A 14,115-nucleotide genomic window follows, 5' to 3' on the forward strand; every position below is an offset into this window, starting at 1 on the left:
TCGTGGCTAAGCATAAAGGAATTAGTACTGCAATGACGACTCAGGCTCCTCCTTGTTCTTTACTTCCGCTATCGCCGGAGCAGTTGGCCCGCTTGCAAGCGGTGGTGGGTGATTTTTCCCCAACCCAGATGGCATGGTTGTCCGGTTACTTCTGGGGCATGGTTAACCAGCAATCTGGCGCGGTTGTTGCCCCTGCGGTGGCGGCACCCGCGCCAGTGACGATCACCCTGATTTCCGCCTCTCAGACCGGCAACGCGCGCCGTTTGGCGGAGCAGTTACGCGATGATCTTTTAGCGGTGAAACTTAACGTCAATCTGGTAAATGCCAGTGATTATAAGTTTAAACAAATCGCGCAGGAACGCTTGCTGGTGATTGTCGCTTCTACTCAAGGCGAAGGTGAACCGGCGGAGGAAGCCGTCGCATTGCATAAATTCTTATTCTCTAAAAAAGCGCCAAAATTGCCAGAAACAGTGTTTGCGGTGTTTGGTTTAGGTGATACCTCCTACGAGCATTTCTGTCAGGCAGGCAAAGATTTTGACAATAAGCTGGCAGAGCTTGGCGCTCAGCGGCTGCTGGAGAGAGTGGATGCCGATGTAGAATATCAAGAATCCGCACTACAGTGGCGTCAACAGATTGTGGCGACATTGCAGGCAAGAGTCCCTGCGCAATCCGCTGCTGCTGCGATTACGCAAAGCGGCGCGGTTGATGAACTCACCTCCAGCCCTTACAGTAAAACTGCGCCACTGACCGCACAGTTATCCGTGCAGCAGAAAGTGACAGGCCGTAACTCCGAAAAAGATGTGCGCCATATTGAAATTGATTTAGGGGACTCCGGGCTGCGCTACCAACCGGGCGATGCTCTGGGTGTCTGGTTTGATAATGACTTGGCATTGGTCGAAGAGTTGTTGGCGCTATTGTGGCTTAAAGGCGATGAGCCGGTCTGTGTTGATGAGCAGAATATGCCGCTGGCTCAAGCGCTGTGCAGCCATTTTGAACTGACACAAAACACCACGGTGATTGTCGATAAATACGCCGCACTTTCCCGAGATGAGAAACTGATTGCGCTGTTGGCGGATAAACCGGCGCTGCAACACTATGCGAAAAATACCCCAATTGTTGATATGGTTCGTCAGGCTCCTTCAGACCTGAATGCGGATCAATTGATTGCGTTATTACGGCCACTGACACCTCGCCTCTATTCCATCGCCTCCTCACAGGCTGAAACCGAGAATGAAGTGCATATCACCGTTGGCGTGGTGCGCTATGACATTGATGGTCGGCCACGTACAGGTGGTGCATCGGGTTATCTGGCGGATCGCCTCAAAGTGGATGGTGATATTCGCATCTTTATCGAACATAACGATAACTTCCGTCTACCCGCTAACCCAGAAACGCCAGTGATAATGATTGGGCCAGGAACTGGTATTGCCCCGTTCCGTGCGTTTATGCAGCAGCGCGAAGCCGACGGTGCTACGGGCAAGAACTGGTTACTGTTCGGCAATCCGCATTTTACTGAAGATTTTCTCTATCAGGTTGAATGGCAACGCTATGTCAAAGATGGCTTGCTGACTCGTATTGATCTGGCATGGTCGCGCGATCAAGCCCATAAAATATATGTACAAGACAAACTGCGCGAACAAGGTGCAGAACTGTGGGATTGGATCCAACAAGGTGCCCACATTTACGTCTGTGGCGATGCTAATCGCATGGCGAAAGACGTTGAGCAGGTTTTACTGGACGTGGTGGCTCTGCACGGCGCGATGGATGCTGAGCAGGCTGATGAATATTTAAGTGAGCTGCGCCTGGCGCGCCGTTATCAGCGGGATGTGTACTGATGAGTGAAAAACACCCTGGGCCGTTGGTCGTGACGGGAAAACTTTCTGACGGCGAGCGCATGAAGTCGCAAAGCAACTTCCTACGCGGGACGATTGCAGAAGATTTGAATGACGGGCTGACCGGCGGGTTCAATGGCGATAACTTCTTGTTAATCCGCTTTCACGGCATGTATCAACAAGATGACCGTGATATCCGTGCCGAGCGCGCTGAACAGAAGCTGGAACCACGCCATGCCATGATGTTGCGCTGCCGTTTACCTGGTGGGATCATTACCCCGCAACAGTGGTTGGGGATTGATAAGTTTGCTGCGGATAACACCTTATATGGCAGCATTCGTATCACTAACCGCCAGACATTCCAGTTTCATGGCATTTTGAAAGGGAATGTCAAACCGGCTCACCAGTTGCTCAATCAATTGGGTCTGGATGCATTAGCAACGGCAAACGATGTTAACCGTAACGTGCTTTGCACCTCGAATCCGGTGGAATCAGTGCTCCATCAGGAAGCTTATGAATGGGCGAAGAAGATTTCCGAGCATCTACTGCCACGCACCCGTGCTTACGCTGAGATCTGGCTGGATGCCGAAAAAGTGGCAACCACGGATGAAGAACCGATCCTCGGTGCCACTTATTTGCCTCGCAAATTCAAAACGACGGTAGTCATTCCGCCGCAAAATGATGTGGATCTCCATGCCAATGACCTTAACTTTGTCGCTGTGGCGGAGAAGGGCAAGTTAGTCGGCTTTAACGTGCTGGTAGGCGGTGGGTTATCTATTGCCCACGGTGATAAGAATACTTACCCACGCAAAGCCAGTGAATTTGGCTATATCCCGCTACAACACACTTTAGCTATCGCTGAAGCGGTGGTGACGACCCAACGCGATTGGGGTAACCGTACTGACCGTAAGAATGCTAAAACCAAATATACGCTAGAGCGCGTCGGTGTTGATGTGTTTAAAGCCGAAGTTGAAAAGCGCGCCGGTGTGAGTTTCACAGCCATCAAACCTTATCAATTTACTGGCCGTGGCGATCGCATCGGTTGGGTGAAAGGCATTGATAAAAAGTGGCATCTGACCCTATTTATCGAAAATGGCCGTTTGCTGGATTACCCAGGCCGCAGTCTGAAAACCGGCGTGGCGGAAATTGCCAAAATCCATCAGGGCGATTTCCGTTTAACCGCTAACCAGAACCTGATTGTGGCTGGTGTGCCGGAAAAAGACAAAGCGCGCATTGAAGCATTGGCCCGTGAACATGGCCTGATGGATGACAGTGTCAGCCCGCAGCGTGAGAATTCAATGGCTTGTGTTTCGTTCCCAACTTGCCCATTGGCGATGGCGGAGGCTGAACGCTTCCTGCCGGAGTTTGTCACCCGTATTGAAGGTATTTTGCAACAGCATGGTCTGCCTGATGAGCATATTGTGATGCGCGTCACTGGTTGCCCTAATGGCTGTGGCCGTGCTTTATTGGCGGAAATGGGGCTGGTGGGGAAAGCGGTTGGCCGCTATAACCTGCATCTGGGCGGCAATCGCGAAGGTACGCGAATACCGCGGATGTACCGTGAAAACATTACTGAAGATGAAATTCTGGCCATTACCGATCAGTTGGTCGGGCGCTGGGCGAAGGAACGTCATACTGATGAAGGTTTCGGTGATTTTGTTATTCGCGTCGGTGTTATTGCTCCGGTGATAGATTCAGCCCGCGACTTTTATGATGTTCAGGAGGCGGTGTGAGCCAATTTAATCTCAATGAACTTAACGCGCTGCCGAAAGCGGAACAAGCGGCGGCATTGGCGCTGGTTAATGGGCAATTGGAGCATCTAACCGCACAGGAGCGCGTCAGTTGGGCGTTGGAAAATCTACCCGGTGAGTTTGTGCTCTCTTCCAGCTTTGGTATTCAGGCCGCAGTTTGCTTGCATCTGGTGACACGCCAGCAGCCGGATATCCCGGTGATCCTCACTGATACCGGTTATCTGTTCCCTGAAACCTATCAGTTTATTGATTCTCTTACCGAAAAACTTCAGCTCAATTTGCAGGTGTTTCGCGCGCAGCAAAGCCCCGCCTGGCAAGAAGCTCGCTATGGCAAACTGTGGGAACAGGGTGTTGAGGGCATAGAGCGCTATAACGAGCTGAATAAAGTTGAGCCGATGAACCGCGCACTGGAAACCTTAGGTGCGCAAACCTGGTTTGCGGGCCTGCGCCGTGAACAATCAGGGAGTCGTGCAAAACTACCCGTTTTGGCCATTGCGCGCGGGGTCTTCAAGTTGCTCCCTATCATTGATTGGGATAACCGGCAGGTTTACCAGTACTTGACGCAACATGGCCTGAGTTATCATCCGCTATGGGAAGAGGGTTATCTATCAGTTGGTGATACTCATACCACCCGTAAATGGGAACCGGGCATGAGCGAAGAAGAGACGCGCTTCTTTGGCCTAAAACGTGAATGCGGCTTGCATGAAGGCTGATAGCTCAGTAACAAGTGACACTCCAGTGGCTGACGCCACGACGACCCTAACGACACGGTTCCCCTTCATTTTACTTTTCAGCGTCTCGGGGCGCTAAACGCGCCCTTACTGTGAGTTAATGAATTTTTTACGTATTTTGTGTGATGTTTCGCACGACAGACTATTTTTTAGCGCCAGCTAACTCTTGTATCAGTGGCAACATTATTTGTACGGTGTCATGCGTACGTTTAGTGATTCGGCCCGGCAAGAACTTATCCAGATAATTTAAGTTATCCAGTTGGTTTTGATGGCGGGTGATTCCCTGTGGGAAATGCTTGCTGATAGCCCGCTGCTGGCAGCCGTCTTTATTGCCCAACCTGTAGTTGCTGGCCTCGACGGATAACACTGCTATTCCCGCAGCATCAAAAGCGTTCTTCTCAGCCCGACAGGGGGCGATCACTTTGTTTTTTACAGTGGAAGCCGTAATACCATAGTGGCGCGCGAGGGTTAGCGCCTGCTCTTGTGCTGTAATAGCTGTGGGCTGGTGACTGGCATTAAAATAGAGGCGGTCACCGGTAATCAGGCGGTCTAAATTGATCACCAATAGCGTGTTGGCTTTCTCTGATTTGCTCATTCGTTGCAGGTAATTTTCTGTCCCTTGCGCGCCAATTTCCTCGGCACTCAGTGCTACAAACCGCAAGTCATAGCGCAGTGGTATGTCTTTCAAGCGCTCGGCCAATTCCAGCATCACCCCTACACCTGCCGCATTATCATCAACACCTTGTAAGGTCAGTCCGCCAAGGTTTTTATCCAGGTCACTATCACTTTGCGGCGTATAGGTATCAAAATGTGCCATCACGATTATCTGTTTCTGCTCATCAGCATTGCTGGCTGCATTGTTCTTTTCTGGCAACACATTGCGCGCGGCAATGACCGAGGTGGCACTCAGTGTCCGCCAGCTTTGCTTGCCATTCTTGCTGGTATAAAGATAACGGGTATTAAAACCACGTAAGTTGCTCTGATAACCCATCTGTTGAAAACGATGATTGATATAGTCGGCTGCCAGCAGTTCGGCTGGGCTACCCGCCATGCGGCCAGGAAAGTAGGTACTGATATGGCGAATTTGCTGCTCTGCGATGTGACCCGGCGCAGGATTCGGTGCTGCGTGTAGCGGCAAAATAGAACTGAAACATAGCGTGAATAGTGCCCACTTCAGGCAACGGCGGGAAAACATACCGAAATATCCTTGTTATCGTCTGGGCCATACCTGTTGGCATGGACAATGCTGCATCTTTCCGATGCTTAGTATGAAACTGTCTGCACCAATAGACAATTCGTATATATCCATCTTTCTGTAAATTGTGGTGTGGCCGAATCATCAGTGAACCTTGCGACACGCCTTACTTGCAACGCTATATATCATTATGGAACTTGTAATTACTTTTCGTCATTTCATAAGGCAATGTCCCCCCCCTATAGTCACCCTACGCTTTATCATGTAATTGAAGGACGTTGTGGACTATCTACCTCTATTTGCCGATTTGAAACAACGCCCAGTGTTGGTCGTCGGCGGCGGCGAAGTCGCTGCGCGAAAAATTGAACTACTGCACCGTGCAGGCGCACAAGTGCGGGTCGTGGCACAGACCCTCTCACCTGAACTTGAACGGCAACATCAGAAGGGGCGCATCAATTGGCTGGCAACGGTTTTTGTTCCAGAGCAGTTAGATGAGGTGTTTTTAGTGATTGCTGCCACCAACGATACGGTGTTGAACGCGGCGGTTTTTGCCGCAGCAGATAAGCGCCATCTTCTGGCGAATGTGGTGGATGACCAACCCCGTTGCTCGTTTATCTTCCCGTCGATTGTCGATCGTTCGCCGCTGGTGGTGGCTATCTCTTCATCCGGTCAGGCTCCGGTACTGGCACGTCTTTTGCGCGAGAAATTAGAAGCCTTGTTACCCAGCAGTTTGGGTGATATGGCCGCTGTCGCTGGGCGTTGGCGCGGGAGGGTGAAACAGCACATAGCTTCAATGGGTGAGCGACGCCGCTTCTGGGAAAACGCCTTCAGTGGCCGTTTCGCCAGTTTGGTCAGCCGTGGTCAGTTAACGCAGGCCGAAGATGAATTACAGTTATCATTGAGCGAGCAACGTAGCCCGATCGGTGAAGTGGCGCTGGTGGGTGCGGGGCCAGGCGATCCCGGTTTATTGACCTTACGCGGTCTGCAAGTGATTCAGCAGGCGGATGTGGTGCTGTATGACCATTTGGTTAGCCCGGAAGTGTTGGATTTAGTGCGACGTGATGCCGAACGTATCTGTGTTGGCAAACGGGCCGGAGCGCACTCGGTGGCACAGGAGGAAACCAATCAATTATTGGTCACACTGGCGCGACAGGGCAAGCGGGTGGTGCGACTTAAAGGCGGTGATCCATTTATCTTTGGTCGTGGCGGTGAAGAACTGCAAGTCGTTGCGCAGGCAGGCATTGCGTTTCAAGTGGTGCCAGGAGTAACGGCAGCGAGCGGAGCGACAGCCTATGCCGGTATTCCGCTGACTCATCGCGACCACGCCCAAAGCGTGACATTTATTACCGGACATTGCCGTCCCGATGGCGATGATTTGGATTGGCAGTCGCTGGCCCGTGGTCGCCAGACGTTGGCAATCTACATGGGAACGGTGAAAGCAGCTGAAATCAGCCAGCAGCTAATCACTCATGGCCGCGCCAGCACTACGCCGGTGGCGGTTATTGGCCGGGGAACCCGTGCCGATCAGCAAGTATTGACCGGTACACTGGCACAACTCGAATTACTCGCAAATCAGGCACCCACACCGGCACTACTGGTTATCGGGGAAGTGGTGGATTTACATCACCAAATTGCCTGGTTTGGGCAACAACCGCAGACTGAACAGGCTCTTAGCCCGTCAGTCGTGAATTTGGCATAAAGGATCTGTTATGGACGAGAAACGACTTACGCATTTGCGGCAATTGGAGGCGGAGAGTATCCATATCATCCGTGAAGTGGCCGCCGAATTCGCAAACCCGGTGATGCTCTATTCTATCGGTAAGGACTCTTCTGTGATGCTGCATTTGGCACGCAAAGCCTTCTTCCCAGGCACTTTGCCGTTCCCGCTATTGCATGTGGACACCGGTTGGAAATTCCGTGAAATGTATGAGTTTCGCGACCAAACAGCCAAAGCCTTTGGTTGTGAGTTGCTGGTGCACCGCAATCCGGAAGGGGTGGCGATGGGCATCAACCCATTTGTCCACGGTAGTGCCAAACACACTGACATCATGAAAACTGAGGGTTTAAAACAGGCGTTGAACAAATACGGTTTTGATGCGGCTTTCGGTGGTGCGCGCCGCGATGAAGAGAAATCGCGCGCCAAAGAACGTATTTATTCGTTCCGTGACCGCTTCCACCGTTGGGACCCAAAAAATCAGCGTCCGGAGTTGTGGCATAACTACAATGGTCAGATTAACAAAGGCGAAAGTATCCGTGTATTCCCGCTGTCTAACTGGACTGAACTGGATATCTGGCAATATATCTTCCTGGAAAAAATAGACATTGTGCCGTTGTATTTGGCAAAACCGCGTCCGGTGGTGGAGCGCGATGGTATGTTATTGATGGTTGATGACGATCGTATTGATTTGCAGCCAGGTGAAGTGATTACTCAGAAGATGGTGCGCTTTCGTACTTTGGGCTGCTGGCCACTGACCGGTGCGGTGGAGTCAGAGGCGCAAACCCTGCCTGCGATTATCGAAGAGATGCTTATCTCCACCACCAGCGAACGTCAGGGCCGCATGATTGACCGCGACCAATCCGGCTCAATGGAGCTTAAAAAGCGTCAGGGATACTTCTGAGGAGCGCCCGATGAGCACAAATTTACAGCACAAACCCGTAACTGAACATTCGTCGGCGGTAAAAAGTAAGTCGATGATTTTAGATAACACCTCTATGGCCCAACAGATTGCCAACGAGGGTGGGGTGGAAGCCTACCTGCACGCTCAGCAGCATAAAACCATGCTGCGTTTTCTGACCTGCGGCAGTGTAGATGATGGCAAAAGCACCCTGATTGGCCGGTTATTGCACGATACCCGCCAGATCTACGAAGATCAGCTATCAACGCTCCACACTGACAGCAAACGTATCGGGACGCAGGGTGAAAAACTGGATCTGGCGCTGCTGGTGGATGGCTTGCAGGCCGAGCGTGAGCAGGGCATTACCATTGATGTAGCTTACCGCTACTTCTCGACGGAGAAACGCAAATTTATCATCGCTGACACGCCCGGACATGAGCAATATACCCGCAATATGGCGACCGGTGCATCTACTTGTGACCTGGCTATTTTACTGATCGATGCCCGTAAAGGGGTATTGGATCAAACCCGCCGCCACAGCTTTATTGCTACTTTGTTGGGTATTCGCCACTTGGTGGTGGCGGTGAACAAGATGGATTTGGTCGATTATCAGGAAAGTGTTTTCGAGCAATTTAACCAAGATTACCTGAGTTTTGCCGAACAGTTACCGACTGATCTGGATATTAAATTTGTTCCGCTATCGGCGTTGGATGGCGACAATGTGGCCTCTCCCAGTGAGAAGATGAATTGGTATTCCGGCCCGACACTGCTTGAAGTACTGGAAAGCGTTGATGTGGTTAATGTCAGTCGTCACCAGCCGCTGCGCTTTCCGGTGCAATATGTTAATCGGCCTAATTTGGATTTTCGCGGTTATGCTGGCACCTTGTCTGCCGGTATCGTGCGGGTTGGGCAAAAAATAAAAAGTGCTACCTTCCGGTGTGGAATCGACTATTGCGCGCATTGTCACCTTTGATGGTGACCTGACTGAAGCCATTCCCGGTGAAGCGATTACGCTGGTGCTGACAGATGACGTGGATATCAGCCGTGGTGACTTGCTGGTGGATGCCAGTGAAACCCTGAAAGCGGCGCAAAATGCGCTGGTGGATGTGGTGTGGATGGCGGAGCAACCGTTGGTGGTTGGGCAAAGTTATGATATCAAAATCGCCGGTAAAAAGACCCGTGCGCGCGTTGAAAATATTCAATATCAGGTTGAAATCAACTCACTGACCCAGCGAGTGGTAGAGAGTTTGCCGCTCAATGGTATTGGCTTGGTTGAACTGGCATTCGATGAACCGCTGCTGCTGGACAGCTATCAGCACAACCGTGATACCGGCGGCATGATCTTTATTGACCGGCTGAGCAATGTCACTGTCGGCGCGGGCTTAATTCGTGAAGCACTGGCGACGGTTTATCAGGAAGATAGTGCATTCAGTACGTTTGAACTGGAGCTAAATGCGTTGGTTCGCCGTCACTTCCCGCACTGGGGTGCGCGCGATCTGTTAGGAGGTAAGTAGCTTGCACGCCGATCCGTTAGAATGGCATAACGTGGTAGCCTTGCCCGTCGATGAGAACGTGGTCTGGCACCCTCATGCGGTGACGCAGCAGGATCGCGAGCAGCAGCACGGTCATCAAGGCGTGGTGCTGTGGTTTACCGGCTTATCCGGTTCCGGTAAATCCACGCTGGCGGGGGCGCTGGAGCAAGCACTGTTTGCTCGCGGTGTTAGCACTTACTTACTGGATGGCGACAATGTGCGTCACGGTTTATGCCGCGATTTGGGCTTCTCAGAGACAGACCGGCGCGAGAATATCCGCCGGGTTGGGGAAGTGGCTAAATTGATGGTGGATGCCGGGCTGGTGGTGTTAACGGCGTTTATCTCGCCTCATCGGGTTGAGCGGGAAATGGTGCGGGATATGCTGGCATCAGGCCAGTTTATTGAGGTGTTTGTCGATACGCCGTTGGCCATTTGCGAAGCGCGCGACCCGAAAGGATTGTATAAAAAAGCCCGGGCCGGTGAGTTGAAAAACTTCACAGGGATTGACGCGGTTTATGAATCACCTGAACAACCCGATATTCATTTGCAGGGTGAACAATTAGTAACAAATTTGATTGAACAATTGTTAGACGTGCTGCGTGGTCGAGCTATTATCAAATCCTGATATACCCGTCATACTTCAAGCTGCATGTGCGTTGGCTGCTTTCGCTCACCCGAATCACTTACCTGAGTAAGTTCATCGGGATTTGCTCAATTGCCGTCTTCCTGCAACTCGAATTATTTTGGGTATAGATACTTATAGCTGCTGGTAAAACGCCCTCAGAGCGTGCCGGTAAACTGTACTCACAGGATTTCTATGCAGAATGTGACCCCAATTACTATCAACGGACAGCGCGAACGTGAGGAACCGTCTTACTCCTTTCTCGGTGGCGCTACAGGTTTTGTCTTTTATTGGCTGGCGTTTGCGATCCCTTTCTTCGTCTACGGCCTGAATACGGTTTTCTTTCTGCTGTACACCTGGCCATTCTTTCTGGCGCTGATGCCGGTGTCTGTACTGATAGGCATTACTCTAAGTATGTTAACGCGCAGTAACTTGCTATTAACGGTGGCAGGTACGGGCATTGCTGTGGTCTGTTTGTTCTGGATGTTGTTTTCATTTCTCACCGGTTGGTGAGGGCTGAATCTGCGGGCTGCTGAGTTTTACCCGATGGCAGCCCGCCATGTTAAAGCGATGGTTGTTACCCTTGTGCTGAAAGCACCTTGCTGAGAAATGCCTGAGTACGCGGATTACTTGGCGCGGTAAAGATCTCTTCTGGCCGCCCCTCTTCCTGAATAACCCCTTGATCAATAAATAACACCCGGTCGGCCACATCGCGGGCAAAGCCCATTTCATGGGTGACAACCACCATCGTCATGCCTTCCAATGCTAAGGCTTTCATTACCGCCAGCACTTCGCCGACCAGTTCAGGGTCAAGCGCCGAGGTTGGCTCATCAAATAGCATAATCTTGGGTTCCATTGCCAAGGCTCTGGCAATGGCGACGCGCTGCTGTTGCCCACCGGACAGGCTGCTGGGATAGGCATCGATTTTATCGAGCAATCCAACCTTGCGCAGCAGCAATTCAGCCCGTTCTATGGCTTGATTACGAGACAGCTTTTTGACCGCCATCGGTGCCATAACCAGGTTTTCCAACACGGTCATATGCGGGAACAGATTAAAACGCTGGAACACCATGCCGACACTTTCACGCAGACGGTTGAGATCAGTTTTCGGATTATGTATCTCAAAACCGTTGACGGTTATCTCGCCACCAGACAAGGTTTCCAAGGCGTTAATGCAACGCAGAAACGTGCTTTTACCCGAGCCGGATGGCCCGATAATACAAACCACTTCTTTGGGCAGAATTTCGCAGGAAATACCGCGCAGCACATGGGTTTCGCCAAATTGTTTTTGCAGGTTATGTACGTGAATCACTTTTCCCGAACCTCTTTTCCATATGCCGCACTAACAGCGAAAGTAAGAATGTAATGACCCAATACACTACTGAAATGGCCAGGTAGGGTTCCCAATAAGTCGCGTAGGCACCGGAGACGGTACGGGCGGCATAGGCTAAGTCAGCCAGCCCGATGGCGGATGCCAGCGATGAATCCTTGACGATAGCAATGGCATTGTTACCTAGCGGTGGCAACATACGACGGAAAGCCTGTGGCAGGATAACCTTGCGCATCGTCTTGCCGTAGCTCATGCCCAGCGAGCGTGAAGCCTCCATCTGGCCGCGATCAATTGACTGAATTCCGGCCCGGAAAATTTCTGAGACATAAGCACCGGCGTTTAGAGTGATTGCAACAACGCAGGATAAAAAAGCACCGTAATCAGAACGCAGCATTCTGGCGAAATCAGAGGACATAATTCCATTGGTAACCAGAATGCCATCTCGCGGATTGATAAATAGCGGCACTAGTGCGAAGTGAACCACCATGATCTGCACAAACAGCGGTGTTCCCCGAATGGCGCTGATATAGATGCGCACCGGCCATTGAACAAAGTAATACAAGACCGGCTTCCAGACACCATGAGGTGCCTGCGCCAATCGCCCCAAACCAAGCGTTAAACCCCAGGTTGTTCCCAGAATCACACAAATAATGGTGCACTTTATTGTCATCAAGGCGCCGTCCATAAACAACGGGGCGTATTCCTGGATGATTTCCCAACGAAATCCTGACATAGGGTAGTCCGGTCAATCAGGCTACCGCGTATTCACACACACGGTAGCTTATAGAAGAAAGGGTTATTTTGCTGGCTGTGTTGCTGTAGGCAGCGTAGGCACCTGAGCATCAAACCATTTTTCATAAATTTTGGCGTAAGTGCCGTCAGCAACGATCTTTTGCAAACCGTTATTGATTTTATTACGTAATTCGTCGTTACCTTTTGCTACCGCGATACCAAAATATTGGCGTTCAAATTTGGTATCGGAGACCAATTCAAATGCTTTTTCCGGATGGGTTTTCAGGTAGAACTTGGCGACACCCACATCACCTACGGCGGCGGCAATACCGTCTTCATATAACTCTTGCAGCATCAGTGGGGTGTTATCAAAGCGCTTGATGGCGGTGCTGTTTTTACCCAATACATCAGAGACCACGATATCGCCGGTACTGGAGTTAACGACACCGACATTCAGGTTTTTCAGTGCGGCGATAGAATCAACTTTAGACCCTTTAGCGACCACGATAGTTTGTTCCGCCGGGAAGTATGGATCTGAGAAATCCACCATTTGCTTGCGTTTATCGGTAATGGTAATACCTGAAATAATGATATCGCGGTCACCGGAGCCTAGCGTGGCGAAAATACCTTCCCACGGGGTATTCACCAGTTTGACCTGAAAACCGTCTGCTTTAGCGATAGCTTTGATGATATCGATATCAAAGCCTTCCAGTTGTTTCTGGCTATTTTCATACTCAAATGGACGATATGTCCCCCCAGAACCGACCACATACGTGGGTTCTGCGGCCATAGTGGCACTTGCGGATAACACCGCAGCCAGGCAAGTACCGACCAATATTAAACGTTTAAACATGTAATCATCCCCGTTGAAAAGTGAAATTGAGTTAATGTCGATTTTTTTATTTATGCAGTTTGAGTGCATAAAAATAAACTTTTATAACTACAAACTCAACCAATACAGGGTTTATTTATTTTTGTTAGCATTAAATATGCACTTTTGGTTTGGTTGTTGGTGAAAGCTGAGGCTAAAAACAGTTTTGGCAGTATTTATCTCTGCATGACTTGTTTGATCTGATAATGGGTAGGGGCAGTGGCAGTAAAGTGTGCTGAAAAACAGCAATTAATAACATTTTGCCGATTTGCGTGGTATTTTTGCTGGAAATCGTCCTTAATCTGACCCTGATGGCCTATTTCCGTCACACAGTGGAGTCCGGTGAAAAGTTATGGGATGATTGTACCCGTCATATTTCAAGTTGCATGTGTGTTGGCTGCCTTCGATCACCTCAGTCACTTACTTATGTAAGCTCCTGAGGATTATGAGCCTCGTTAAAGGCTCACCCTACGGGCCAGCAGGCGCTGTTCAAAATGGTTTACAACCAATTTGTCGCTCAGTTGCTGCCTTCCTGCAACTCGAATTATTTACGGTATAGGCAGTTTTTCAGGGGGCGGGAATGGGAAAACTTACACTACTATTGCTGATTTTACTTGGCTGGCTACAGTATTCACTGTGGTTGGGCAAGAATGGTGTCCATGATTTTGTTCGGGTTAAGGATGACGTGGCGCTTCAAGAGGGCAATAACGGCAAACTTAAAGCCCGAAACGATCAGCTATTTGCTGAAATTGATGATTTGAACGGTGGTCAAGAGGCGATCGAAGAACGCGCACGTAACGAACTGGGTATGATTAAGCCCGGTGAAAGTTTCTATCGTCTGGTTCCTGACCAATCCAGACGCAATGCGAGTATCCCTTCGACACAAAATAACGCGCAACAATAA

Annotated in this window: 12 protein-coding genes and 1 pseudogene; 9 read left to right on the forward strand and 4 right to left on the reverse strand. The window is 50.5% G+C overall.

Features of this window, described 5'->3' with window-relative positions; all coding sequences use genetic code 11:
- Positions 1–32 precede the first annotated feature (32 nt).
- The 3 genes from cysJ to YALDO0001_RS06485 are packed head-to-tail and all read left to right on the forward strand — an operon-like array spanning position 33 to position 4,296.
- On the forward strand, positions 33–1,835 hold the full coding sequence (gene cysJ, locus YALDO0001_RS06475; RefSeq protein ID WP_004701125.1) for an NADPH-dependent assimilatory sulfite reductase flavoprotein subunit: 1,803 nt from the start codon (positions 33–35) through the stop codon (positions 1,833–1,835).
- On the forward strand, positions 1,835–3,565 hold the full coding sequence (cysI, locus tag YALDO0001_RS06480; protein ID WP_042839503.1) for an assimilatory sulfite reductase (NADPH) hemoprotein subunit: 1,731 nt from the start codon (positions 1,835–1,837) through the stop codon (positions 3,563–3,565). Before cysJ ends, cysI begins: the two co-directional genes overlap by 1 nt.
- Positions 3,562–4,296, forward strand: coding sequence for a phosphoadenylyl-sulfate reductase (locus YALDO0001_RS06485; RefSeq protein WP_042839504.1), 735 nt, complete (start codon positions 3,562–3,564; stop codon positions 4,294–4,296). Before cysI ends, YALDO0001_RS06485 begins: the two co-directional genes overlap by 4 nt.
- Before the next feature lie 160 nt (positions 4,297–4,456).
- On the opposite strand, the gene YALDO0001_RS06490 is transcribed toward YALDO0001_RS06485, so the two are convergent.
- Entirely contained in the window at positions 4,457–5,509 is a 1,053-nt protein-coding gene (locus YALDO0001_RS06490; protein ID WP_004701129.1) for an aminopeptidase, read from the reverse strand.
- Between the two features lie 280 nt (positions 5,510–5,789).
- Between YALDO0001_RS06490 and cysG the strand changes: the two genes are divergently transcribed.
- The 5 genes and pseudogenes from cysG (at position 5,790) to YALDO0001_RS06515 (ending at position 10,791) form a co-directional block, all read left to right on the forward strand.
- A complete protein-coding gene (gene cysG / locus YALDO0001_RS06495) occupies positions 5,790–7,208 on the forward strand; it encodes a siroheme synthase CysG (RefSeq protein WP_004701131.1) in 1,419 nt (472 codons plus the stop codon).
- A 10-nt stretch (positions 7,209–7,218) separates the two neighbouring features.
- Positions 7,219–8,127, forward strand: a complete 909-nt coding sequence (gene cysD / locus YALDO0001_RS06500; RefSeq protein WP_004701133.1) for a sulfate adenylyltransferase subunit CysD — start codon at positions 7,219–7,221, stop codon at positions 8,125–8,127.
- A 10-nt stretch (positions 8,128–8,137) separates the two neighbouring features.
- Positions 8,138–9,638, forward strand: a pseudogene (cysN, locus tag YALDO0001_RS06505) (sulfate adenylyltransferase subunit CysN).
- Position 9,639: 1 nt separating this feature from the next.
- The gene (cysC, locus tag YALDO0001_RS06510; protein WP_004701140.1) at positions 9,640–10,281 is read left to right on the forward strand and encodes an adenylyl-sulfate kinase; all 642 of its coding nucleotides are present in this window, start codon (positions 9,640–9,642) and stop codon (positions 10,279–10,281) included.
- 192 nt (positions 10,282–10,473) lie between these two features.
- Complete coding sequence (locus tag YALDO0001_RS06515; protein WP_004701142.1) at positions 10,474–10,791, forward strand: DUF3561 family protein; 318 nt, start codon at positions 10,474–10,476, stop codon at positions 10,789–10,791.
- A gap of 64 nt (positions 10,792–10,855) precedes the next feature.
- Here the strand turns inward: YALDO0001_RS06515 and YALDO0001_RS06520 are convergent, their stop codons facing one another.
- The 3 genes from YALDO0001_RS06520 to YALDO0001_RS06530 all read right to left on the reverse strand — a co-directional run bounded on the left by YALDO0001_RS06520 (position 10,856) and on the right by YALDO0001_RS06530 (position 13,193).
- Complete coding sequence (locus YALDO0001_RS06520; protein ID WP_042547878.1) at positions 10,856–11,590, reverse strand: amino acid ABC transporter ATP-binding protein; 735 nt, start codon at positions 11,588–11,590, stop codon at positions 10,856–10,858.
- Entirely contained in the window at positions 11,574–12,341 is a 768-nt protein-coding gene (locus YALDO0001_RS06525) for an amino acid ABC transporter permease (RefSeq protein ID WP_004701146.1), read from the reverse strand. The genes YALDO0001_RS06520 and YALDO0001_RS06525 overlap by 17 nt, the downstream gene beginning before the upstream one ends.
- Positions 12,342–12,404: 63 nt before the next feature.
- The gene (locus YALDO0001_RS06530) at positions 12,405–13,193 is read right to left on the reverse strand and encodes a basic amino acid ABC transporter substrate-binding protein (RefSeq protein ID WP_004701147.1); all 789 of its coding nucleotides are present in this window, start codon (positions 13,191–13,193) and stop codon (positions 12,405–12,407) included.
- Positions 13,194–13,791: 598 nt separating this feature from the next.
- On the opposite strand from YALDO0001_RS06530, the gene ftsB reads away from it, so the two are divergent.
- On the forward strand, positions 13,792–14,115 hold the full coding sequence (gene ftsB, locus YALDO0001_RS06535; protein ID WP_042547880.1) for a cell division protein FtsB: 324 nt from the start codon (positions 13,792–13,794) through the stop codon (positions 14,113–14,115).

The organism is Yersinia aldovae ATCC 35236, from assembly GCF_000173735.1.
Taxonomy (GTDB): domain Bacteria; phylum Pseudomonadota; class Gammaproteobacteria; order Enterobacterales; family Enterobacteriaceae; genus Yersinia; species Yersinia aldovae.